Here is a 22,072-nt window from a genome sequence, read left to right as displayed (position 1 = left end):
ATCAGATACCCCAAAGAATCTGCACACCCCAGACGAAGTAAGCGAACATCGCGACGCCGCATACTGCCTGGAAGAGGAAACGTACTGCAGTCGCGGACTTGCCCAGCGCCATCGGCGTCAGGTAGTCGGTCGCGATGGTCCACATGCCGACCCAGGCGTGTGCGCCCAGGGCTACAAGTGCCAGCAGACTGAAGATTCGCATCGCATTGTGGGAAAACAGGCCGTGCCATTGCTCATAGCCAATGCCCGGGTTTGCGACGAGGTATCCGATCAGGAAAATGAAATAAGCCGCGAGAACGACCGCAGACACACGCTGTGCCATCCAGTCATAGAGGCCCGAACGCGACAGATTCGTAACGCTGGTTACCATATCCAAACTCCTGCCAGAACGATCAGCACCACGGAAATGGCGATGATGATTTTCGAGCCCAGGCGGCCGCCTTCCAGCGTCTCACCGATGCCCATATCCATGATCAAGTGGCGCACACCGGCTACCAGGTGATACAGCAGAGCGGACAGGAGGCCCCATGCTACGAACTTGGCCAGCGGGCTGGTCAAGCATGCCTTCACCTCGGCGTATCCTTCCTCGGAACCCAGGGATTTGCTCAATGCATAAAGCATGATGCCCAAGCCCAGGAACAGGATGATGCCGGAAACACGGTGCAGGAACGACGTAACGCCGGTGATGGGGAGTTTGATGGTCCTTAGGTCTAGGTTTACAGGTCGTTGGCTATTCACGGCTTTTTTTCACACTGAAGAGCCCCTAACAATCAGGGCAAAGTTGTTGGGGAGTGCACTGGTCAGGTAAGCACCACCCAGGGAGTGCGACCCCCAATGAAAGCAAGCCCAAAAGCCCTTGGCGGTCGGTGGCCGAGTATAGACAGTTAGGTTACTAATGACAACGCGCGCTCCTCACCCTAATAGCTGATTGCGCTGGCGGGATAAAAGGCGTAAATGGCAGTCAATTTCGAGGAAAAAGTACGGTTAAAGCCTTCTGGAGCAAGACTTTAGGCAAATTGACATCTGAATTTATCTCACTATAGTGGTGCGGGCCCTGCGTGGGGGGTCTGTCTGATGATTTGAAGCATAAATAGGAGGCCACATGGCTGACAAAAAAGCGCAGTTGATCATCGAGGGCGCAGCCCCCGTCGAGCTGCCCATTTTAACCGGCACCGTTGGTCCCGATGTTATCGACGTACGGGGCCTGACGGCCACGGGCCGTTTCACATTCGACCCAGGCTTCATGTCGACCGCCTCTTGCGAGTCGAAGATCACCTATATCGATGGCGATAATGGCATTCTGCTGCACCGGGGCTACCCGATCGAGCAGCTGGCTGAGAAATCGGACTACCTGGAAACCTGCTACCTGCTGCTAAATGGCGAATTGCCAACAGCCGAGCAGAAAGCGCAGTTCGTCAGCACCGTGAAGAACCACACCATGGTTCACGAGCAGTTGAAGACCTTCTTCAACGGCTTCCGTCGCGACGCCCACCCGATGGCCGTCATGTGCGGTGTGGTCGGCGCCCTGTCGGCCTTCTATCACGACTCCCTGGACATCAATAACCCGCAGCATCGCGAAATCTCCGCGATCCGCCTGGTTGCCAAGATGCCGACCCTGGCCGCGATGGTTTACAAGTACTCCATGGGCCAACCCATGATGTACCCGCGCAACGACCTGACGTACGCGGAAAACTTCCTGCACATGATGTTCAACACTCCGTGCGAGATCAAACCGATCAGCCCGGTGCTGGCCAAGGCAATGGACCGGATCTTCATCCTCCACGCCGACCACGAGCAGAACGCCTCCACCTCTACCGTACGCCTGGCCGGTTCTTCGGGTGCCAACCCGTTCGCCTGTATCGCCGCCGGTATCGCCGCACTGTGGGGCCCTGCCCACGGCGGTGCGAACGAAGCCGTATTGACCATGCTCGATGAAATCGGCGATGTCTCGAACATCGACACCTTCATCGCCAAGGCCAAGGACAAGAACGATCCGTTCAAGCTGATGGGCTTCGGTCACCGCGTCTACAAGAACCGTGACCCGCGCGCCACCGTGATGAAGCAGACCTGCGACGAAGTCCTGAAGGAACTGGGGATCAAGAACGATCCGCAACTCGAACTGGCCATGCGCCTGGAAGAGATCGCCCTGACCGACCCGTACTTCATCGAACGCTCGCTGTACCCGAACGTCGACTTCTACTCGGGGATCATCCTCAAGGCGATCGGCATTCCAACCAGCATGTTCACCGTGATCTTCGCCCTGGCGCGGACCGTGGGCTGGATCTCCCACTGGAAAGAAATGCTCTCCAGCCCGTACAAGATTGGCCGCCCGCGCCAGCTGTACACCGGCTACGAGTCGCGTGACATCACCAAGCTGGAAGATCGCAAGTAAGCAGCTGACTGCCTCCTTGCACTGAATAAGGCCTCCTCTGGAGGCCTTATTTGTTTCCGCTGCCCCCAACAGCCCCTCCCCCACTGCAGGAGCCGGCTTGACGGCGATGATGCCCGCAAGGACAGCGCCAGGCTCCAGGCTACCATCGCCGCAAACCGGCACCTGCAATGGGTCGTGGCTGATCGTTCCAACGTTCTGCGGGGTGAATGCCTCACGTGACAGTCAGCCTCACCGTGCACAGGGGTGAAAACGGCCTAGCCAGACCGTTTTATTGCTGCAGGATTTGAGAAACAGTTTTGTCGTATCCGTTACCAATAAAAGCAAAAAAATGCCCCGATCTCGCGACCGGGGCATTTTTTTGTAACAGCTACAGCGATTAGTGGTTAACCGCCCCACTCGCTCCCAGGCCAGTCTGCGAACGCACAAACTGCGGGAAGTACAGCGCACGCTCTTTCTCTGCCGCCGCCGACTTGTCGGTGATGGAGAAGAACCAGATGCCCACGAACGCGATGATCATCGAGAACAGCGCCGGGTATTCGTACGGGAAGATGGCTTTTTCATGGTGCAGGATCGAGACCCAGATGGTCGGGCCCAGGATCATCAGGCCAACCGCACTGACCAGGCCCAGCCAGCCGCCAATCATGGCGCCACGGGTGGTGAGGTTCTTCCAGTACATGGAAAGCAGCAGTACCGGGAAGTTACAGCTGGCGGCAATCGAGAATGCCAGGCCGACCATGAACGCGATGTTCTGGCTTTCGAACAGGATACCCAAGCCGATCGCCAATACAGCCAGGGCGATGGTGGTGATCTTCGACACGCGAATCTCATCCTTCTCGTTGGCCTTGCCTTTCTTGATCACGCTGGCATACAGGTCATGGGACACCGCCGAAGCACCCGCCAGGGTCAAACCGGCAACCACTGCCAGGATGGTGGCAAACGCCACGGCCGAGATAAAGCCCAGGAAGATACTGCCACCCACCGCGTTGGCCAGGTGCACTGCCGCCATATTGTTACCGCCGAGCAAGGCGCCTGCAGCATCCTTGAACGCCGGGTTGGTGCTGACCAGCAGGATCGCGCCGAAGCCGATGATAAAGGTCAGGATATAGAAGTAACCGATGAAGCCTGTGGCATACAGCACGCTCTTACGCGCTTCCTTGGCGTCGCTTACGGTGAAGAAGCGCATCAGGATGTGCGGCAGGCCAGCGGTACCGAACATCAGCGCAAGCCCCAGGGAGAATGCCGAGATCGGGTCTTTGACCAAGCCGCCAGGGCTCATGATCGCCTCACCTTTAGGGTGAACCTTGATCGCTTCGGCGAACAGCGTGTTGAAGTCGAAGTTGACGTGCTTCATCACCATCAGCGCCATGAACGAGGCACCGGACAGCAACAGTACGGCCTTGATGATCTGCACCCAGGTGGTCGCCAGCATGCCGCCGAACAGCACATACAGGCACATCAGGATACCGACCAGGATCACGGCGACATGGTAGTCCAGGCCGAACAGCAGCTGGATCAGCTTGCCGGCACCGACCATCTGCGCGATCAGGTAGAACGCCACCACCACCAGCGAGCCACATGCCGACAGGCTGCGGATCTGGGTCTGGCCCAGGCGGTAGGACGCCACGTCGGCAAAGGTGTACTTGCCCAGGTTACGCAGGCGCTCGGCGATCAGAAACAGAATGATCGGCCAGCCCACCAGGAAGCCGATCGAGTAGATCAGGCCGTCGTAGCCGGAGGTGAACACCAGGGCGGAAATACCCAGGAAAGACGCCGCCGACATATAGTCGCCGGCAATCGCCAGGCCATTCTGGAAGCCGGTGATCTTGCCGCCGGCCGCATAGTAGTCGGCCGCCGACTTGTTGCGCTTGGAAGCCCAGTAGGTGATGCACAGGGTGGCACCGACAAACGCGACAAACATCACGATGGCCGAGACGTTCAACGGTTGCTTGTGCACTTCACCGGTCAATGCGTCCGCCGCCCAAAGAGCAGGCGCAAACAGCGACGCGCCGAATATTGCCAGTAGACGCCGGATCATTGCGCAGCCTCCTTGAGAATCGCATTGTTCAGGTCGTCAAACTCGCCATTGGCCCGGCGCACGTAGATGCCGGTCAGGATAAAGGCAGACACAATCAGCCCGACGCCCAGGGGAATGCCCCAGGTAATCGACGAACCGGGGCTGAGCTTGGCCCCCAGCACTTGTGGCCCATAGGCGATCAACAGGATGAAAGCGGAGTAAAGCCCTAGCATGATCGCCGAGAGAATCCAGGCGAACCTTTCCCTTTTTCTGACCAGCTCCTTGAAACGCGGGCTGTTTTGAATCGAGAGGTAAATGCTGTCGTTCATTGTTTTTATCCTCGCAGCACAGCTTTTTTATTATTGGAACGTATCCACTGTATGCGGCTGCGGGACAGGTTCCAGACGACCTTAGTAGTAGAGCGAGATAGCAACTTCGCAAGTTTTTCAGTCAACAAATAAACAACAGCCTGAATGCAGGCAAAAAAAATGTGGGAGCGGGCTTGCTCGCGAAGGCGGTACATCAGTCAATAAATGTGCTGACTGACACACCGCATTCGCGAGCAAGCCCGCTCCCACATCAGGCCTGCTGCGTCACTTCTACAGGGTTAACCCTTATTTACCCACCCACTCGGCCACCCGCTCAGGGTGCTTGGCGACCCAATCCTTGGCCGCTGCGTCAGGCTTGGCGCCCTCTTGAATCGCCAGCATGACTTCGCCGATTTCGTCCTTGGAGGCCCACTGGAATTTCTTCAGGAAGGCTGCGACTTCGGGCGCTTTCTTCTCCAGGCCCTTGCTGCCGATGCTGTTGACGGTTTCAGCAGCACCATAAATCCCTTTTGGATCGTCCAGGAAACGCAGTTTCCACTTGGCGAACATCCAGTGTGGCACCCAACCGGTGACCGCAATGGATTCCTGTTTGTCTTCGGCACGGGTCAGCTCGGCGATCATCGCGGCGCCCGAACTGGCTTGCAGCTTGTAGTCCAGGCCGTAGGCCTTGATCGCTTCGTCGGTCTTGAGCATCACGCCTGAGCCGGCGTCGATGCCGACGATCTTGTTCTTGAAGGTGGTGTCAGTCTTGAGGTCTTCGATGGACTTGGCCTTGACGTACTCCGGTACGATCAGGCCGATCTTCGCATCCTTGAAGTTGGGGCCGTAGTCGACCACCTTGTCCTTGTTCTTGGCCCAGTACTCGCCGTGGGTCACGGGCAACCACGCGGAAAGCATGGCGTCGAGCTTTCCGGTGGCCACGCCCTGCCACATGATCCCGGTGGCGACGGCCTGCAGTTTCACGTCATAACCGAGCTTTTCCTTGATCACCTCTGCCGCCACATGGGTGGTGGCAACGCTGTCCGACCAACCGTCCACGTAGCCGATGCTCAGGGTTTTGCTGTCGGCACTGGCCAGTGTGGAGCTCATCGCAACTACCAGCGTGGCAGCCGCGCCCAAGAGTCGTCGCATCTTCATAGTACTTCCCCGAAAGTGCTGCGCCCGGCGGATGCCGAGCGACGTCAACCTGTTGTTATGTGGTGCACCGCGCCCCCTTCACGCGCATCAATCACGGTAGTGCGCCGCCAGCGGAGAACTGACACTTCGATCATCAACCTGCCGGGACCTCGGACCTGCTCTGTCAGCGACCTCATGCAAGCAAGAAACGACATCACATCGCCAGTAGGAAGTTTTGTAGGACTCGAACCCGGAATCCCGCCCGAACTTTGCATGTCAAAATTATGCAGCCCCACTGGGACGGGGCAAATCCGGGTAAGATGCGCGCCTTTGCTCCTCCAGATAAGCCGACCATGCCCGCGACCGCCCGCTTCCCTGCCCTGCCCTATTGCTTCGCCTTGATCCTCGGCCTGCTGGCCCTCGCTGGCTATTGGTACGGCCTCGGCCGCCCGGTCGTGCTGCCGGATGTCGCCAGCGCCAGCCACAAGCTGCAATGTGCATCCTACACGCCGTTCGACAAAGACCAATCGCCCTTCGACCAGCCGTTCAAGCTGCGTCCCGAGCGCATGGACGCCGACCTCGCCCTGCTGGCCACCCGCTTCGAATGCATCCGCACCTACTCCATGACCGGCCTGGAAGCCTTGCCGGAAATGGCGCGCAAGCATGGATTGAAACTGATGGCCGGCGCCTGGGTCAGCAGTGACCCGGTTGCCACCGAAAAAGAAATCCACGCGTTGATCGCTGCCGCCAACGCCAACCCCGATGTAGTGACATCGGTGATCGTCGGCAATGAAGCCCTGCTGCGCAAGGAGGTCACCGCCAAACAGCTGGTGACGCTGATCCATACCGTCAAAAGCCAGATCAAGCAGCCGGTCACCTACGCCGATGTCTGGGAGTTCTGGCTGCAACACCCGGAAATCGCCCCGGCGGTGGATTTCCTGACGATTCACTTGCTGCCGTACTGGGAAGATGATCCGTCCGGCATCGACCAGGCGCTCAAGCACGTGGGCGATGTACGCCAGACGTTCGGCAACAAGTTTGCCCCCAAGGACGTGTTGATCGGCGAGACCGGCTGGCCGAGCGAAGGCCGCCAGCGCGAAACGGCGGTGCCGAGCCGGGTCAATGAGGCCAAGTTCATGCGGGGTTTCGTCGCCATGGCTGAAGCCAATGGCTGGCATTACAACCTGATCGAGGCCTTTGACCAGCCGTGGAAGCGCGCGAGTGAAGGCGCCGTCGGCGGTTACTGGGGCCTGTTCGATGCCGATCGCCAGGACAAGGGCATCCTCGCCGGCCCGGTGACCAACGTGCCGTATTGGCCGCTGTGGCTGGGGGTGGGCGGGATTATCCTGCTGGGCACGCTGGCGCTCGGCGGTCGCGTGCGCAGCACTCGGGCCGCGTTTGCCCTGCCGCTGCTGGGCGCAGTGGCGGCCTGCTCCATCGGCACCTGGGCTGAACTGACTCGCGTGACCGCGCGTTTCAATGATGAGTGGGTATGGGCCGGGTTACTGGTCGCGCTGAACCTGCTGGTGCTGGCCCACGCTGCGCTGGCCTTGAGCGCGCGCGAAGGTTGGCGCGAGCGGGCGTTCAACTGGCTGGAGCAGCGCGCGGGCTGGCTGGTGGCAATCGCCGGCTTTGCTGGCGCCGTGATGATGCTGGCGCTGGTGTTCGACCCGCGTTATCGCAGCTTCCCGAGTGCAGCGCTGGTATTGCCGGCCTTGGTGTATCTGGTACGCCCGGTGACCGGGCCACGCCGGGAGATTGCCCTGCTGACCTTCATCATCGGCGCCGGCATTGCGCCGCAGCTGTACCGTGAAGGGTTGTTGAACCAGCAGGCATGGGGTTGGGCGGTGGTTAGCCTGCTCATGGTTGTAGCGTTGTGGCGCTGCCTACGAGTGCGTAAGGCGTAATACCGCTTTCGCCGGCCAGCCAGCGCCTACACGTGATCGTAGGCGCTGGCTTGCCGGCGATAGCGCCTATTCAGACAGCCCTGGGCTTGCGTACCAACCGCAACCCCGCGATCACCACCGCAAACACCGCAAAGGTGGTGTTGTACAACGCCAGCGCCGGCAGGCCGAACACCAGCCCCAACACCGCCAAACCCCACCCCGCACGGCCCGGCACGAAGAACGCGAGTACCGACGTCACCAGTGCTGCCCAGCCCAACACCTTGAAGTGAATCATCAAGCCCAGGTTCGAACGCACCTGGCATTCCCAGCGGCTGGCCTCATCCGCGCAGATGCCGACCCACTGGCCATCCTCCATGAAGCCATAACGCGCGGCATAGCTGGCAGCCAGCCACAATGGCAAGGCGATAAGCAGCAAAATCAACGGCAAGCGGCGAGACATGGAGCACTCCGATAGGCAAAAACGGCGCTCAGCTTAATGCGCCGGCGGCCGTTAGCAAGGTGTGTACGCAGATAACTGTTCAACAAAGCGTGCCAAAGTGTATCGTCTGGCTACTATTACCCCGATTCCGACGTTTTTTTCCGACTTTTAGTGCCGAGGGCTGGCACTTCGGTGGCAACGCGGTGGTCATAGCCTGCGAACTTCATTCAGCACGTTTCCTCTTAGGGATAAAGTCATGCTCCGTTCCTTGCGCTGTGCTGCCTTGCTGGGCAGCCTTTTTTTGAGTGCGTCAGCACTGGCCGTCGATATCGACCAAGCCAGCTATGGCTACCCTTTGACCAACCCGTTCGAAGCGACCATCGCGACCACACCGCCTGACCTGCGGCCCAAATTGCCGAGCGACGACGAGATCAACCAGTCCGACTACACCCTGAACATGCGCCCCGAGCGCGAATTCAGCCTGCCGGACAACTTCTGGGCGGTGAAGAAGCTGACTTACCGCATCGCCAAGCAGGACCGTGCCGCCCCGCTGATCTTCCTGATCGCCGGTACCGGTGCGCGGTTTGACAGCAGCATCAACGAATACCTGAAAAAACTTTATTACCAGGCCGGCTACCACGTGGTGCAACTGTCGTCGCCGACCAGCTTCGACTTCATCGCCTCGGCTTCGCGCTTCGCCACCCCGGGCATCAGCCAGGAAGACGCCGAAGACATGTACCGCGTGATGCAGGCCGTGCGTGCACAGAATGCCTCGCTGCCGGTCACCGACTTCTACCTCACCGGCTACAGCCTCGGCGCCCTGGATGCGGCCTTTGTCAGCAAACTCGACGAGACCCGCCGCAGCTTCAACTTCAAGAAAGTGCTGCTGCTCAACCCGCCGGTCAACCTCTACACCTCGATCACCAACCTCGACAAACTGGTCCAGACCGAGGTCAAGGGCATCAACAACACCACCACGTTCTATGAGCTGGTGTTGAACAAGCTCACCCGCTACTTCCAGCAAAAGGGCTACATCGACCTCAATGACGCCCTGCTCTACGACTTCCAGAACTCCAAGCAGCACCTGACCAACGAACAGATGGCCATGCTGATCGGCACCTCCTTCCGCTTCTCGGCCGCCGACATTGCCTTCACTTCGGACCTGATCAACCGCCGTGGCCTGATCATCCCGCCGAAATACCCGATCACCGAAGGCACCAGCCTCACGCCGTTCCTCAAGCGTGCGCTGCAATGCGATTTCGACTGCTACCTGACCGAGCAGGTCATCCCGATGTGGCGCGCCCGTTCCGATGGAGGCAGCCTGCTGCAACTGGTTGACCAGGTCAGCCTGTATGCACTCAAGGATTACCTGCACAACAGCCCGAAAATCGCCGTCATGCACAACGCCGACGATGTGATCCTGGGCCCCGGCGACCTCGGTTTCCTGCGTACAACCTTCGGCGATCGCTTGACCGTCTACCCGCTGGGCGGCCACTGCGGCAACCTCAATTACCGCGTCAACGCCGACGCCATGCTGGAGTTCTTCCGTGGCTAAATATCTTCTGCTGCTTGCCGCCTTGATGTGCGCAGGCGTGGCCAACGCCGACAACAGCAAGGCCCATGCGCCTACCGTGGTGGGCTCCGATGGCTTCAAGGAACCGCTGACCAAGCTCAAGTTCAACCCGGGCCTGGACCAACGCGAGTTCGAGCGTTCGTCGCTGACCGCGCTCAACGTCTACGACCCGCTGGAGTCGTGGAACCGCCGCGTGTACCACTTCAACTACCGCTTCGACCAATGGGTGTTCCTGCCGGTGGTCGACGGTTACCGCTACGTCACCCCGAGCTTCCTGCGCACCGGCGTGAGCAATTTCTTCAACAACCTGGGCGACGTGCCCAACCTGTTGAACAGCCTGCTGCAGCTCAAGGGCCACCGCTCCCTGGAAACCACCGGGCGCCTGCTGCTCAACACCACCATCGGCATCGCCGGCCTGTGGGACCCGGCCACCGCCATGGGCCTGCCGCGCCAGAGCGAAGACTTCGGCCAGACCCTGGGCTTCTATGGCGTGCCAGGCGGCGCGTACCTGGTGCTGCCGATCTTCGGCCCGTCGAACCTGCGTGACACCACGGGCTTGCTGGTCGATTACGGCGCGGAGACCGAGATCAACTTCCTCAACGTGTCCAAAGTCAGCGAAAACCACCCGGAAATCTGGGCCCTGCGCGCGGTCGACAAGCGCTACCAGACCAGCTTCCGCTATGGGCAGATGAACTCACCGTTCGAGTATGAAAAGGTACGGTATATCTATACCGAGTCGCGCAAGTTGCAGATTGCGGAGTAACCGCCGACAAAAAAAGGCCATTCGAATGAATGGCCTTTTTTATTGCGCTGATTTTGCTGACTCAGCTGACACTGTGACCAGGAGGCACACCTGCCGCCTGGAACAGCTGGATTAAGCTTGAACAGCCGTGAATCAGCTTTTCGTCGCTCGCCATACCTTGCCGACCACCGACACCACGGCCAACACCACCGCCCCCGCAATGATCCCCGCCACCGCATTCAGCAAGGTCGGCATCAACCACGCCAAGCCTGCGGTGCTCTGGCTGACCGACTCGATCCAGTGATGCACCACCGGCACGCCATGGGTCAGGATGCCGCCGCCGACCATGAACATCGCCGCCGTACCAATCACCGACAGGCTTTTCATCATGTACGGCGCCGCGCGCAAGATTGCGCCGCCGATGCTGCGCGCCATCTGGCCGGGCTTCTGGGTGAGCCACAGGCCCAGGTCATCGAGCTTGACGATGCCGGCCACCAGGCCGTACACGCCAATGGTCATGACGACGGCAATGCCTGACAGCACGACCACCTGCTGCATCAACGGTGCAGCGGCCACGGTGCCGAGAGTGATCGCGATGATTTCCGCCGAGAGGATGAAGTCGGTGCGGATCGCGCCTTTGATCTTGTCCTTTTCGTACGCCACCAGGTCGGTTGCCGGATCGGCCACGGCCTCGACCAGATGCGCCTGCTCTTCGGTGCGTTTGTGCAGGAAGGTGTGTGCGAGCTTTTCAAACCCTTCGAAACACAGGTAAGCCCCGCCCAGCATCAACAGCGGCGTGACCGCCCAAGGCGCAAACGCACTGATCAACAGCGCCGCCGGCACCAAAATCAGCTTGTTGAGAAACGAGCCCTTGGCCACCGCCCACACCACCGGGATCTCCCGTTCGGCGCGTACTCCCGAGACCTGCTGGGCGTTGAGTGCCAGGTCATCGCCGAGGACCCCGGCGGTTTTCTTGGCGGCCATCTTGGTCATCAACGCCACATCGTCGAGCACCGCGGCGATGTCGTCGATCAGAACCAGCAAACTGCTTCCTGCCATTGGGGGACTTCCTGCCGTGAGAATGCCGCGAATATAACGCGGATCACTGCCGATCTGCTGTTGATCTTGCTCGCCGGATGGGAGCTGGCTTGCCGGCGATGGCGGCCTCCCCGCCTGCGTGATGAGCGGGGCATCAGGGCTGCCAACCACCGCCCAGGCTCTGAATCAACGCCACACTGCCCTGGCTGAGCTGCCCTTGGGTGTCACGCAGGTTCTGTTCGGCTTGCAGCAACACCAGTTGCTGGGTCAACACCGTCTCGCGACTGACCGTGCCCGCAAGCAATTGCGCCTCCTGGCTGCCGAACAGTTGCTGGTTGCGCTGGTAGACCTGCTGGAAGGCATCGGCCTGGGTTTGCAGGTGATTGATCGCCGACAGGTTGTCCTCGACGTTCTGCAAGGCGCTGAGCACCGTGCCACGGTAGTTTGCGGCGATCTGGTCGTAGCTGGCCTCGGCCTGTTTGACCGCGGCCTCACGAGCGCCGCCGTCGAAGATCGTCTCTGCCAGCGCCGGCCCCAGGGTCCAGATGCGGTTGGGCAAGGAGAACAACCCGCCCAAGGCGCTGCCGCGATAACCCAGCTGGGCGGTCAAATCCAGTGTCGGGAAAAACGCTGCCTCAGCCACGCCGATTTTCGCATTGGCCGCCGCCGCCGAGCGCTCGGCCGCCACCACATCCGGGCGCCGTTGCAGCAAGGTCGACGGCAGGGTCAGCGGTGGGCGCGGCACGACAAAGCTGAAGTCATTGCGTGGCGCCACGCTGAATTCACTCGGCGCCATGCCCACCAGCACCGCCAATGCGTGTTCATATTGCTCGCGGTCGCGCTGGGAAGTCTGCAGGTCGGCAATCGAGGTGGTCAGTTGGTCCTGAGCCACCAGCAACTGATCGTTGGTCGCCACGCCTTGGGTGAACTGGGCCTGGATCATGGCCAGCAACTGCTGGTTGATCGCCTGTTGCTGCTGGAGCAGGCGCACGTCGATATCCATCTGGCGAAGCGCCAGGTAGTTACTGGCCACGCTGGAGCTGATGGACAAGCGCACCCCGGCCAGCAACGCATCGGATTGCTGCGCGGCGGCCTGGCTTGACTCGATGCCGCGACGCACCTCGCCCCACAGGTCCGGCTCCCAACTGGCGGTCAACGTCGCGCTGACGCTGTTTTTCACGCCCGTCGACGTGGTGCTGCTGGACGTAGTGCCGTCACCGCCCTCGCCGCGCGAGCCGGACAAGCCCACGCCCACCGTCGGCCAGAGCCCGGCGCGGCTCGACGCCACTTGCGCCTGGGCCAGCCGATACGCGGCTTCAGCGGCAATGATCGACTGGTTGGCCTGGGCCGAGCGCGCCACCAGGTCATTCAACACCGGGTCCTGGTACGCCAGCCACCATTGGCTGTCCAACGCGCCCTGGGGATTGGACGCCGCGCGTTGCCACTGCGCGCCTTCCTTGAAGGTCTGCGGCAGCGGCATCGCAGGCTTTTGATAGTCGGGCCCGACCATGCAACCACCGAGTACCAGGCTTAACAACAGCACGCTATTTGTGAGTTTCATGCGCTTGCTTCCTTACGCCGTCCCAGGCGCTGGGACGCCCGGTCGAGCCACAGGTAAATCACCGGGGTGGTGTACAGCGTCAGCACCTGGCTGAGCAGCAACCCGCCAATAATCGAAATCCCCAGCGGCCGGCGCAGTTCCGAACCATAGCCGGTGCCCAGCACCAGCGGCAGCGCGCCGAGGATCGCCGCCAGGGTGGTCATCATGATCGGCCGGAAGCGGATCAGGCATGCACGGCGAATGGCCGCCTTGGCCGTGAGCCCGAATTCGCGCCGTTCGGTGATCGCGAAGTCGATCATCATGATCGCGTTCTTCTTGACGATGCCGATCAACAAAATCACGCCCACCAGCGCGATGATCGACAGTTCGGTGCCGGTCAGCAGCAACGCGATCAAGGCACCGACACCCGCCGAGGGCAAGGTGGAAAGAATCGTCAGCGGGTGCATCAGGTTTTCATACAGAATGCCCAGCACGATGTACACCGAGAGCAACGCCGCGACGATCAGCAACGGCTCGCTGGCCACCGACGACTGGAACACCTGGGCGGTGCCCGCGAACTGCCCGACCACACTGGCGGGCATGCGCAGTTGCTTCACCGCGTCGTCGACCAAGGCGGTGGCTTGGCCGATGGACGTGCCGGGCGCCAGGTTGAACGAGACCGTCACCGCCGGAAAACTGCCCTGGTGACTGATGGAAATCGCCGTGCGCGCCACCGAATCATCGGCAATCGCCGACAGTGGCACCAAGGTCGACTGCGCCGCCAGGTTGGGCGCGACGACGCTGCCTTTGCTGGCCAGCGCCGCGCTGCCCACCGGCACATAAATGCCCTTGAGCGCCGACGGGTCGGTCCAGTATTCGGGGGCGATTTCCATCACCACGTGGTACTGGTTGGCGGCACGGTAGAGGGTCGAGACCTGGCGCTGGCCAAAGGCGTCGTACAGCGTCTGGTCGACGGCCGACATGCTCACCCCGAGCCGCGCCGCCGTGTCGCGGTTGATGCCGACATTGGCCAGCAGGCTGTTGTCCTGCTGGTCGGTGTTCAGGTCGGTCAACTGCGGCAGCTTGCGCAACACAGCCACCACCTTCGGCACCCACTCGTCCAGGGATGACTGGTCATCGGCGGTGAGCGTGTATTGATATTGCGCGCCGCTCTGGCGGCCGCCCACAGTGATGTCCTGGGCCGACTGCAGAAACAGCTTGGTGCCGGGCAAGTCACCGAGGGCGTGGCGGATTTGCCCGATCACCTGGGTGGCGTCGTCCTTGCGCTCGCCCAGTGGCTTGAGCAGCACGAACATCTGCGCACTGTTGACCGCCCCACCGCCACCGCCGCCGCCACCGACAAACCCGGCGGCGGTTTCCACATTGGGGTTGGTCATGACCTTGCGGTTGATCTCGGTGAAGTCCTTCTGCATCGCCCCGTAGGAAATACTCTGGTTGGCCAGGATGCTGCCCTGCAGGCGGCCGGTGTCTTCCTGGGGAAAAAAGCCCTTGGGCACCAGCACATACAGCACCCCGGCCAGCACAATCACCAGCACCGTGACCAGGCCCATCAGGATCGAATGCTCGATGACCCACCCCAGGGTCCGGTCATAGAAACGGTGAAAACGCGAATCCGGGTGTTCATCGCCTTCGTGCACCTCCTTGGGCGCGCGCAGCAACACGCTGGCGAGCATCGGCGTGACCGTCAGCGAGATCAGCATCGAGATGACGATCGCCACCGACAGCGATACCGAAAACTCACGGAACAGCCGCCCGACAATCCCGCCCATCAACAGCAGCGGAATGAACACCGCGACCAGCGACACGCTGATGGTCAGCACGGTGAAGCCGACCTCCTTGGCGCCATTCAGCGCGGCCTGGACCCGGCTCTCGCCTTTCTCCAGGTGGCGCATGATGTTTTCCACCACCACGATGGCATCGTCCACCACAAACCCGGTGGAAATGGTCAGCGCCATCAACGACAGGTTATTCAGGCTGTAGCCGAGGAAGTACATCGCGCCGAAGGTGCCGAGCAACGACAGCGGCACCACGATCGCCGGCACCAGCGTGCTGCGCCAGTCGCGGAAAAACCCGAACGTGACCAGCGTCACCAGCAGGATCGACGCCAGCAGGGTCACTTCCACATCATGCAGCGAGGCGCGGATGGTGGTGGTGCGGTCCATCAACAGGTTGAGCTTGATCGACGCCGGGATCGAGCTTTGCAGAAACGGCAGCGAGGCTTTTACCGCGTCCACCGTGTCGATCACATTCGCGCCGGGTTGCTTGAACACCACCAGCAACACCGCCGGCTTGCCGTTGGACAGGCCGAAGTTGCGCAGGTCCTGCACGTCTTCGCGCACATAGCCGAGGTCCGCGATGCGGATCAGGTCGCCGTTGTGTTCCTTGACCACCAACGGGCCATAGTCGTCGGTGTTGAGCAGCATGTCATTGGCGCCAATCCCGTAGGAGCGGTCACCGATTGCCACGTTGCCCTTGGGCAGGTTGGCATTCGAGGCACTGATGACCTGGCGCACCTGCTCCAGGCTGACGCCGTACCGGTTGAGGCGATCCGGGTTGAGCTCCACGCGCACCGCTGGCAGCGCACCGCCGCCGACCGTCACGTCGCCGACGCCGGTGGTCTGCAACAGTTTCTGCTCCAGCAGGGTCGAGGCCACGTCGTACATCTGCCCCGGCGTGGCGCTGTCGGAGGTCAGGCTGATGATCATGATCGGCGAGTCGGCTGGGTTGACCTTGCGATAGGTCGGGTTGCCGGACAGGTCACTCGGCAGGTTGGTGCGCGCCGCGTTGATCGCTGCCTGCACGTCGCGCGCGGCGCCGTCGATATCGCGGTTGAGGTCAAACTGCAGGGTGATGCGGGTGGAGCCGAGGCTGCTGGCGGAGGTCATTTGCGTGACCCCGGCGATCTGCCCGAACTCGCGCTCCAGCGGCGTGGCCACCGAGCTGGCGACGGTATTGGGGTCGGCGCCGGGCAACGAGGCACTGACGCTGATGGTGGGGAAATCCACCTCCGGCAACGGCGCCACCGGCAACAGCATAAAGGCCAGCGCGCCGAACAGCGCCAGCCCCGCCGCCATCAGGGTGGTGGCGATGGGGCGATGGACAAACGGCGCGCTGAGGTTCATTGCGCCGGGTCCGCTTCAACCGGGCGCCGGCTGAAGCGCTGTTCCAGCCCGTGCATGGCGAGGAAGATCACCGGGGTGGAAAACAGCGTCAGCAACTGGCTGAGCATCAGCCCGCCAATGATCGCGATGCCCAGTGGATGGCGCAGTTCCGAGCCGATACCGGTGCCCAGCGCCAGCGGCACCGCGCCGAACAGCGAGGCCATGCTGGTCATCAGGATCGGCCGAAACCGCAACTCCGCCGCCTGCCGGATCGCCGCCACCGGGGTCAGCCCGCCCTCGCGCAGCAGTGCCAGGGCGAAGTCGACCATCATGATGCCGTTCTTCATGACGATGCCGATCAACAGCACGATGCCGATCAAACCGATGATGTCGAACTGCGTGCCAGTGACCAGCAGCGCAAGCAACGCGCCGAGGGCGGCCGAAAGCAACGTCGAGAGGATCGTCACCGGGTGCACGAAGCTCTCGTAGAGAATCCCCAGCATCAGGTACACCACCACAATCGCCGCCACCACCAGGAACACCTGGTTGGACAGCGACGCCTCGAACGTCGCCGCCGCCCCCTCAAGGTTGGCCTGCACCGACAGCGGCAGGCCGACCTTGGCCTCGATGTCCTTGAGCCGGGTCACCGCTGCGCCAAGGGTTTGCCCCGGCGCGAGGTTGAACGACACATCCGCATAGGGAAATTGCCCCAGGCGATTGATGGTCACCGGGGTGCGCACCACCTGCATCGTGGCCATGCTCGACAGCGGCGCCACGCCGCCGGCGGGAATGTCCACGTACAAGCCGGTGAGCAGATCCGGCAGGTTGCGCGGCGGATGATCGGTGGCGATCACCACGTGGTACTGGTTGAGCTGGGTGTAGATCGTCGACACCTGGCGCTGGCCAAACGCGTCATACAGCACATCGTCGATGGCTTGCGGGGTGATGCCCAGGCGCGAGGCGGTGGCGCGGTCGAAGGTCAGCTGGATCTGGTTGCCAAACTGCATCGCCTGGCTTTGCACGTCGGTGAACATCGGGTCCTGCTTGATCGCCGCGAGCAGCTTGTTGGTCCACTGCTCCAGCTCATCCGGGTCGGTGGCTTGCAGGCCCAGGCGATAGCTGGTGGTGGACACCGTGGCGTCCAGCGTCAGGTCCTGCACCGAGTGCAGGTACAGGCGGATGCCGGCATCGTCGGCGTTGGCATCGGCGAGGCGGCGGATCACTTCGGTGCTGCTGTCGCGCTCGCCTCGGGGCTTGAGGTTGATCAGCAGGTTGCCCTGGTTGATGGTCGGGTTGGTCTGGTCGATGCCGACGAAGGACGACAGGCTCTGCACCGCCGGATCCTTGAGAATCCGCGCGGCCAGGCGCTGCTGCTCCACCTGCATCTGCTGGAACGAAATGGTCGGCGCCGCCTGGGAAATCCCCTGGATCAGGCCGGTGTCCTGATCAGGGAAAAAGCCCTTGGGCATCAGCACCAGTGTCACCAGGGTCAGGGCTGCGGTGAGCACCACCGAGATCAACGTAAGCGTGCGGTGCGCCAGCACCCAATCGAGGCCCCGCACATAGTGCGTGTTGATGCGGTCGAAGAAATCCACCCGGTGTTCCTGCTGCCGGTGCTTGAGCATCCGCGCGCACATCATCGGCGTGAGCGTCAGGGAAATCAGCGCGGAGATCACGATAGTCACCGCCACGGTCATGGCGAATTCGCGGAACAGCCGCCCGACCACATCGCCCATGAACAGCAACGGGATCATCACCGCGATCAGCGCAATCGACAGCGAGATGATCGTGAAACCGATCTGCGCCGAGCCCTTGAGGGCCGCCTCCAGCGGCGAGTCACCAGCCTCCAGGTAGCGCGTGATGTTTTCGATCATCACGATCGCGTCATCCACCACGAAACCGATGGCGATGGTCAGCGCCATCAGCGTCAGGTTGTTGAGGGAAAAGCCCAGGGCATAGGCCACCGCCAGCGTACCCACCAGCGTCAGCGGGATGGTCACCGCCGGAATGATCGTCGCCGCGACGTTGCGCAGGAAGATGAAAATCACGATCACCACCAGCGCGATGGCCATGGCCAATTCGTACTGCACATCGGTGACCGACGCGCGGATGGTCTGGGTGCGGTCGGTGAGCACGTCGACCTTCAATGTGGCAGGCAGACTGGCGCGCAGCTTGGGCAGCAATTGCTGCACGCGATCGACCACCTGGATCACGTTGGCGCCAGGCTGGCGCTGGATATTCAACACAATCGACGGCGTACTGTTGGTCCAGGCGGCCTGGCGCGGGTTTTCGGCGCCCTGGGTCGAACTGGCGATCTGCGACAGGCGAATCGGCGCGCCGTTCTTGTAGGCGATCACCAGGTCGCGGTACTCCTCGGCCGATTGCAGTTGGTCGTTGGCGCCGATGGAATACGCCTGGAACTTGCCGTCGATATTGCCCTTGGCCTGGTTGACGTTGGCGGTGCCGAGCGAGGTGCGCAGGTCATCCAGGGACAGGCCGAGACTGTTCAGCGCCGAGGTATTGGCCTCGACCCGCACCGCCGGGCGCTGGCCGCCGCTGATGGTGACCAGGCCGACGCCGGTGATCTGCGAGATTTTCTGCGCCAGGCGCGTGTCGGCCAGGTCTTCGATCTTGGTCAGCGGCAGCACATCGGAGGTCAGCGAGAGTGTCAGCACCGGCGCGTCCGCCGGGTTGACCTTGCTGTAGACCGGCGGGTACGGCAGGTTCGCCGGCAGGAAGGTACCGGCCGCGTTGATCGCCGCCTGCACTTCTTGTTCAGCGACATCCAGGGACAACGACAAGTCGAATTGCAGGGTCACCACCGAGGCGCCGTCGGAGCTGGTGGAGTTCATCGACTTGAGCCCCGGCATCTCGCCAAGCTGGCGCTCCAGCGGCGCGGTGATCGAGGAGCTGACCACATCCGGGCTGGCGCCGGGGTATTGGGTGAAGACCTGGATGGTCGGGTAATCGACCTCGGGCAACGCCGACACCGACAGCAAGTGGTACCCGAGCAACCCGAGCAAGAGCACGGCCACCATCATCAGCGTGGTTGCCACCGGGCGTTCGATAAAGGGCCGCGAGACATTCATGACCGGCAGCTCCTTACTGGGCGACGACTTTTACCGGCGAACCGTCGTCAAGTTTATCGGCACCTTCGGTGACCACCTGCTCGCCAGGCTTGACGCCGGTGTCGAGGATCGCCGAGACATCGCCCATCGACGGCCCGGTCTTGACGTTGCGCAGCGCGGCTTTGTCGCCGTTGACCACAAACACGAAATCCCCCTTGCTGCCGTGCTGGATCGCCCGGGTCGGCACCACGGCGACCTGGCTCAAGGTGTCGGCCTTGAGACGCGCGTTGACGAATTGGTTGGGGAACAGCGCATCACCTGCGTCGTCGAACTGCGCCTTGACCTTGATCGTGCCGGTGCTGGTGTCGACCTGGTTATCCAGGGCCAGCAGGCTGCCAGTGGCCAGCAGGGTCTTTTTATTGCGGTCGTAGGCCAGCACGGTCACGCTGCCACGGGCCATGGCCTGGTCGATGCTGCCCAGGTCATCTTCGGGCACGGCAAACACCACCGTGGCCGGGTTCATCTGGGTAATGACCACAATGCCGGTGGTGCTGGTGGTGGTCACGTAGTTGCCGGGGTCGACCAGGCGCAGGCCAACTACGCCATCGACCGGCGAGGTGATGGTGCAGTAGCTCAGTTGCACGTCGAGGTTTTGCACATTGCCCTGGTCGGCGGCGACGGTGCCCTGCTGCTCCTGCACCAGGGCGGCCTGGGTATCGAGGGTTTGCTGGCTGGTGGAGCCGGCCTTGACCAGGTCGCGATAACGGGCCAGGTCGCGCTGGGCATTGCTCAATACCGCCTGGTCATGCGCCAGCGTGCCCTTGGCCACAGCCAATTGCGCCTTGAGCGCACGGTCGTCGATGCGGGCGATGACCTGGCCCTTGCTGACGTGCTGGCCTTCCTTGAATTCGACGCTGCTGAGGATGCCGTCGACCTGGCTGACCACCGTGACGCTGCGTGTCGGGGTCACGGTGCCGAGGGCGTCGATGTACACCGGCACATCCTGCAAGGCGACGGGCACCACGGCCACCGGTTCACCTGTGGCTGCAGGCTTGCCCTTGTGCTGCGCGGTGAAGAAATGGAGACCCAGGACAATCGCCAGTACCACCAGGACGACGCCCGCCAGCCAGGCGAACGTGCGTCGTTTGCTTTTCTCCACGGTTTCTCTCTCGAACGCCGAAATCAGGATAGACCGACCGCTGCAATGAGTCGGTGGCTGACCTGAACTCTAGCAGCGCGCCCGGCCTATGCCTGTACAACCTTGAATGCGTTCAGCATCAAGACAGACAATCTGGCGCAAGCCCCCGGCCTGCAAGGCCTGGAGTAGGATTCTTGAGCGCTGCGCAAGGCCGGTGCTACCATGCGCAACCGCCTGTCCTGGCAAGGAAAACCCTGGTTTATGAGCACCATTCGCGAGCGCAACAAAGAAAAGATCCTGCGGGCGGCCAGCGAGGAGTTTGCCGACAAGGGCTTCGCCGCGACCAAAACCAGCGACATCGCCGCCAAGGCCGGGCTGCCCAAGCCCAATGTCTATTACTACTTCAAGTCCAAGGACAACCTCTATCGCGAGGTGCTCGAAAGCATTATCGAGCCGATCCTGGCAGCGTCCACGCCGTTCAACCCCGAGGGTGAGCCGTCGGTGGTACTGAGCAACTACATCCGCTCGAAAATCCGCATCTCCCGCGACCTGCCTTTCGCCTCCAAGGTATTCGCCAGCGAAATCATGCACGGCGCACCGCACCTCAGTGCCGACCAGGTTGAACAGCTCAACGCCCAGGCCAAGCACAACATCGACTGCATCCAGAACTGGGTAGATCGCGGCCTGATCGCCGCCATTGACCCCAACCACCTGATGTTCAGCATCTGGGCAGCGACGCAGACCTATGCGGATTTCGATTGGCAGATCTCGGCGGTGACCGGAAAGGCCAAATTGGACGAGGCGGACTATGAAGCGGCGGCGCAGACGATCATCCGGTTGGTGCTCAAGGGGTGTGAGCCGGACTGATAGAGGGGGGTGTTTGCATCGCAGGCAGCCAGCGCCTGCATTTCTGCGGTGTTGAACACAAAATGTTTGAATCCCTCCACCCCCAGTGGGAGCGGGCTTGCTCGCGAAAGCGGTCTTCCAGACACATCCTGCCAAAAGCCTGGCGCCCAGTATTGATCGGCGAGATCTAGCCTCTCAGGACACCATTTGAAGAGAGGCCAAGGATGCCTGATTTAGCCACTTCACACCGCCTGCGTATCGGGCGGTTCAGCGAACCGAACCGTGTCTACCTGATCACCACCAACACCCACGAACGCCTGCCGATATTTCGCGACTTCCACCTCGGCCGCCTGGTGGTCGGGCAATTCCGGCTCGCTCAGTACCAAGGGCTGGCCAACTCCCTGGCCTGGGTGGTGATGCCAGACCATTTCCACTGGCTGATCGAACTGCAAAAAGGCTCCTTGGGAGACCTGATGTGCCAGGTGAAATCCAAAAGCACCCGCACGGTTAACGGGGCCAGCGGTCGCAAAGGCAGGCTTTGGCAAACCAGCTTTCATGATCGTGCGTTACGAAAGGAAGACGACCTGGTGAAAATGGCCAGGTATGTGGTGGCTAATCCATTGCGGGCCAACTTGGTAGAACGAATCGGCGACTATCCGCTGTGGGATGCGATCTGGGTTTAGCGCCGAGACCGCGTCGCCGCTTTCGCGAGCAAGCCCGCTCCCACATTTGGACCGCAGTCCGAATGTGGGAGCCGGGTTGTTGGGGGGATTGGGGTGATCCGTTGTGGGAGGTGATCTGGGTTTAGTGCCGAGACCGCGTCGCCGCT

At 61.6% G+C, this 22,072-nt stretch carries 17 protein-coding genes; 6 read left to right on the top strand and 11 right to left on the bottom strand.

The annotated features are described in order from the left end of the window. Position 1: 1 nt before the first annotated feature. The gene (gene sdhD / locus NTD80_RS11040) at positions 2-370 is read right to left on the bottom strand and encodes a succinate dehydrogenase, hydrophobic membrane anchor protein (RefSeq protein ID WP_003172805.1); all 369 of its coding nucleotides are present in this window, start codon (positions 368-370) and stop codon (positions 2-4) included. Further along, positions 364-738: a succinate dehydrogenase, cytochrome b556 subunit gene (gene sdhC / locus NTD80_RS11035; RefSeq protein WP_003172804.1), complete on the bottom strand. Its 375-nt coding sequence runs from the start codon at positions 736-738 to the stop codon at positions 364-366. Before sdhC ends, sdhD begins: the two co-directional genes overlap by 7 nt. Positions 739-1,102: 364 nt before the next feature. Here sdhC and gltA point away from each other — a divergent pair, with 364 nt between their 5' ends. Then, positions 1,103-2,392: a citrate synthase gene (gltA, locus tag NTD80_RS11030; protein WP_014717728.1), complete on the top strand. Its 1,290-nt coding sequence runs from the start codon at positions 1,103-1,105 to the stop codon at positions 2,390-2,392. A 376-nt stretch (positions 2,393-2,768) separates the two neighbouring features. Here the strand turns inward: gltA and NTD80_RS11025 are convergent, their stop codons facing one another. The 3 genes from NTD80_RS11025 to NTD80_RS11015 form a co-directional block, all read right to left on the bottom strand. Then, entirely contained in the window at positions 2,769-4,427 is a 1,659-nt protein-coding gene (locus tag NTD80_RS11025; RefSeq protein ID WP_065901564.1) for a cation acetate symporter, read from the bottom strand. After that, complete coding sequence (locus NTD80_RS11020; RefSeq protein WP_016972153.1) at positions 4,424-4,735, bottom strand: DUF485 domain-containing protein; 312 nt, start codon at positions 4,733-4,735, stop codon at positions 4,424-4,426. Before NTD80_RS11020 ends, NTD80_RS11025 begins: the two co-directional genes overlap by 4 nt. A gap of 285 nt (positions 4,736-5,020) precedes the next feature. Next, positions 5,021-5,872, bottom strand: a complete 852-nt coding sequence (locus NTD80_RS11015; RefSeq protein ID WP_065901566.1) for a glycine betaine ABC transporter substrate-binding protein — start codon at positions 5,870-5,872, stop codon at positions 5,021-5,023. A 332-nt stretch (positions 5,873-6,204) separates the two neighbouring features. Between NTD80_RS11015 and NTD80_RS11010 the strand changes: the two genes are divergently transcribed. After that, the gene (locus NTD80_RS11010; RefSeq protein ID WP_065901567.1) at positions 6,205-7,758 is read left to right on the top strand and encodes a glycosyl hydrolase family 17 protein; all 1,554 of its coding nucleotides are present in this window, start codon (positions 6,205-6,207) and stop codon (positions 7,756-7,758) included. Positions 7,759-7,828: 70 nt separating this feature from the next. On the opposite strand, the gene NTD80_RS11005 is transcribed toward NTD80_RS11010, so the two are convergent. Next, the gene (locus NTD80_RS11005; protein ID WP_262133563.1) at positions 7,829-8,197 is read right to left on the bottom strand and encodes a hypothetical protein; all 369 of its coding nucleotides are present in this window, start codon (positions 8,195-8,197) and stop codon (positions 7,829-7,831) included. Positions 8,198-8,432: 235 nt separating this feature from the next. Between NTD80_RS11005 and NTD80_RS11000 the strand changes: the two genes are divergently transcribed. Together NTD80_RS11000 and NTD80_RS10995 are read left to right on the top strand one after the other, a co-directional pair. Continuing rightward, positions 8,433-9,731 (top strand): serine/threonine protein kinase, encoded by a 1,299-nt coding sequence (locus NTD80_RS11000; protein WP_065901569.1) that lies wholly within the window; start codon positions 8,433-8,435, stop codon positions 9,729-9,731. Beyond that, positions 9,724-10,512 (top strand): VacJ family lipoprotein, encoded by a 789-nt coding sequence (locus NTD80_RS10995; protein WP_065901571.1) that lies wholly within the window; start codon positions 9,724-9,726, stop codon positions 10,510-10,512. Before NTD80_RS11000 ends, NTD80_RS10995 begins: the two co-directional genes overlap by 8 nt. A 132-nt stretch (positions 10,513-10,644) precedes the next feature. Here the strand turns inward: NTD80_RS10995 and NTD80_RS10990 are convergent, their stop codons facing one another. From NTD80_RS10990 to NTD80_RS10970, 5 genes are all read right to left on the bottom strand, one after another. Continuing rightward, positions 10,645-11,550: a DUF808 domain-containing protein gene (locus NTD80_RS10990; protein ID WP_262133562.1), complete on the bottom strand. Its 906-nt coding sequence runs from the start codon at positions 11,548-11,550 to the stop codon at positions 10,645-10,647. Positions 11,551-11,683: 133 nt separating this feature from the next. Continuing rightward, positions 11,684-13,090: an efflux transporter outer membrane subunit gene (locus tag NTD80_RS10985; RefSeq protein WP_262133560.1), complete on the bottom strand. Its 1,407-nt coding sequence runs from the start codon at positions 13,088-13,090 to the stop codon at positions 11,684-11,686. Then, on the bottom strand, positions 13,087-16,212 hold the full coding sequence (locus NTD80_RS10980) for an efflux RND transporter permease subunit (RefSeq protein WP_262133558.1): 3,126 nt from the start codon (positions 16,210-16,212) through the stop codon (positions 13,087-13,089). The genes NTD80_RS10985 and NTD80_RS10980 overlap by 4 nt, the downstream gene beginning before the upstream one ends. After that, a complete protein-coding gene (locus NTD80_RS10975) occupies positions 16,209-19,280 on the bottom strand; it encodes an efflux RND transporter permease subunit (RefSeq protein ID WP_106804697.1) in 3,072 nt (1,023 codons plus the stop codon). Before NTD80_RS10975 ends, NTD80_RS10980 begins: the two co-directional genes overlap by 4 nt. Positions 19,281-19,293: 13 nt before the next feature. Then, on the bottom strand, positions 19,294-20,418 hold the full coding sequence (locus NTD80_RS10970; RefSeq protein WP_106804698.1) for an efflux RND transporter periplasmic adaptor subunit: 1,125 nt from the start codon (positions 20,416-20,418) through the stop codon (positions 19,294-19,296). A 240-nt stretch (positions 20,419-20,658) separates the two neighbouring features. Here NTD80_RS10970 and NTD80_RS10965 point away from each other — a divergent pair, with 240 nt between their 5' ends. Together NTD80_RS10965 and NTD80_RS10960 are read left to right on the top strand one after the other, a co-directional pair. Next, positions 20,659-21,264 (top strand): TetR/AcrR family transcriptional regulator, encoded by a 606-nt coding sequence (locus NTD80_RS10965; RefSeq protein WP_065901582.1) that lies wholly within the window; start codon positions 20,659-20,661, stop codon positions 21,262-21,264. Positions 21,265-21,467: 203 nt separating this feature from the next. Continuing rightward, positions 21,468-21,926 carry an REP-associated tyrosine transposase gene (locus tag NTD80_RS10960; protein ID WP_106804700.1) on the top strand — a complete coding sequence of 153 codons (459 nt, stop codon included), beginning with the start codon at positions 21,468-21,470 and terminating at the stop codon, positions 21,924-21,926. Positions 21,927-22,072 lie beyond the last annotated feature (146 nt).

This window comes from Pseudomonas sp. 13B_2.1_Bac1 (genome assembly GCF_025466155.1).
GTDB classification, from domain to species: Bacteria; Pseudomonadota; Gammaproteobacteria; order Pseudomonadales; family Pseudomonadaceae; genus Aquipseudomonas; species Aquipseudomonas aylmerensis.
This window is presented reverse-complemented; position numbering and strand designations above follow the sequence as displayed.

Coding starts and splice junctions, on each gene's coding strand:
- NTD80_RS10960 (WP_106804700.1), top strand. CDS start 21,468: ATGCCTGATTTAGCCACTTCACACCGCCTGCGTATCGGGCGGTTCAGC.
- NTD80_RS10965 (WP_065901582.1), top strand. CDS start 20,659: ATGAGCACCATTCGCGAGCGCAACAAAGAAAAGATCCTGCGGGCGGCC.
- NTD80_RS10975 (WP_106804697.1), bottom strand. CDS start 19,280: ATGAATGTCTCGCGGCCCTTTATCGAACGCCCGGTGGCAACCACGCTG.
- NTD80_RS11025 (WP_065901564.1), bottom strand. CDS start 4,427: ATGATCCGGCGTCTACTGGCAATATTCGGCGCGTCGCTGTTTGCGCCT.
- NTD80_RS11010 (WP_065901567.1), top strand. CDS start 6,205: ATGCCCGCGACCGCCCGCTTCCCTGCCCTGCCCTATTGCTTCGCCTTG.
- NTD80_RS10980 (WP_262133558.1), bottom strand. CDS start 16,212: ATGAACCTCAGCGCGCCGTTTGTCCATCGCCCCATCGCCACCACCCTG.
- sdhD (WP_003172805.1), bottom strand. CDS start 370: ATGGTAACCAGCGTTACGAATCTGTCGCGTTCGGGCCTCTATGACTGG.
- NTD80_RS10985 (WP_262133560.1), bottom strand. CDS start 13,090: ATGAAACTCACAAATAGCGTGCTGTTGTTAAGCCTGGTACTCGGTGGT.
- NTD80_RS10990 (WP_262133562.1), bottom strand. CDS start 11,550: ATGGCAGGAAGCAGTTTGCTGGTTCTGATCGACGACATCGCCGCGGTG.
- NTD80_RS11020 (WP_016972153.1), bottom strand. CDS start 4,735: ATGAACGACAGCATTTACCTCTCGATTCAAAACAGCCCGCGTTTCAAG.
- NTD80_RS11000 (WP_065901569.1), top strand. CDS start 8,433: ATGCTCCGTTCCTTGCGCTGTGCTGCCTTGCTGGGCAGCCTTTTTTTG.
- NTD80_RS11005 (WP_262133563.1), bottom strand. CDS start 8,197: ATGTCTCGCCGCTTGCCGTTGATTTTGCTGCTTATCGCCTTGCCATTG.
- gltA (WP_014717728.1), top strand. CDS start 1,103: ATGGCTGACAAAAAAGCGCAGTTGATCATCGAGGGCGCAGCCCCCGTC.
- NTD80_RS11015 (WP_065901566.1), bottom strand. CDS start 5,872: ATGAAGATGCGACGACTCTTGGGCGCGGCTGCCACGCTGGTAGTTGCG.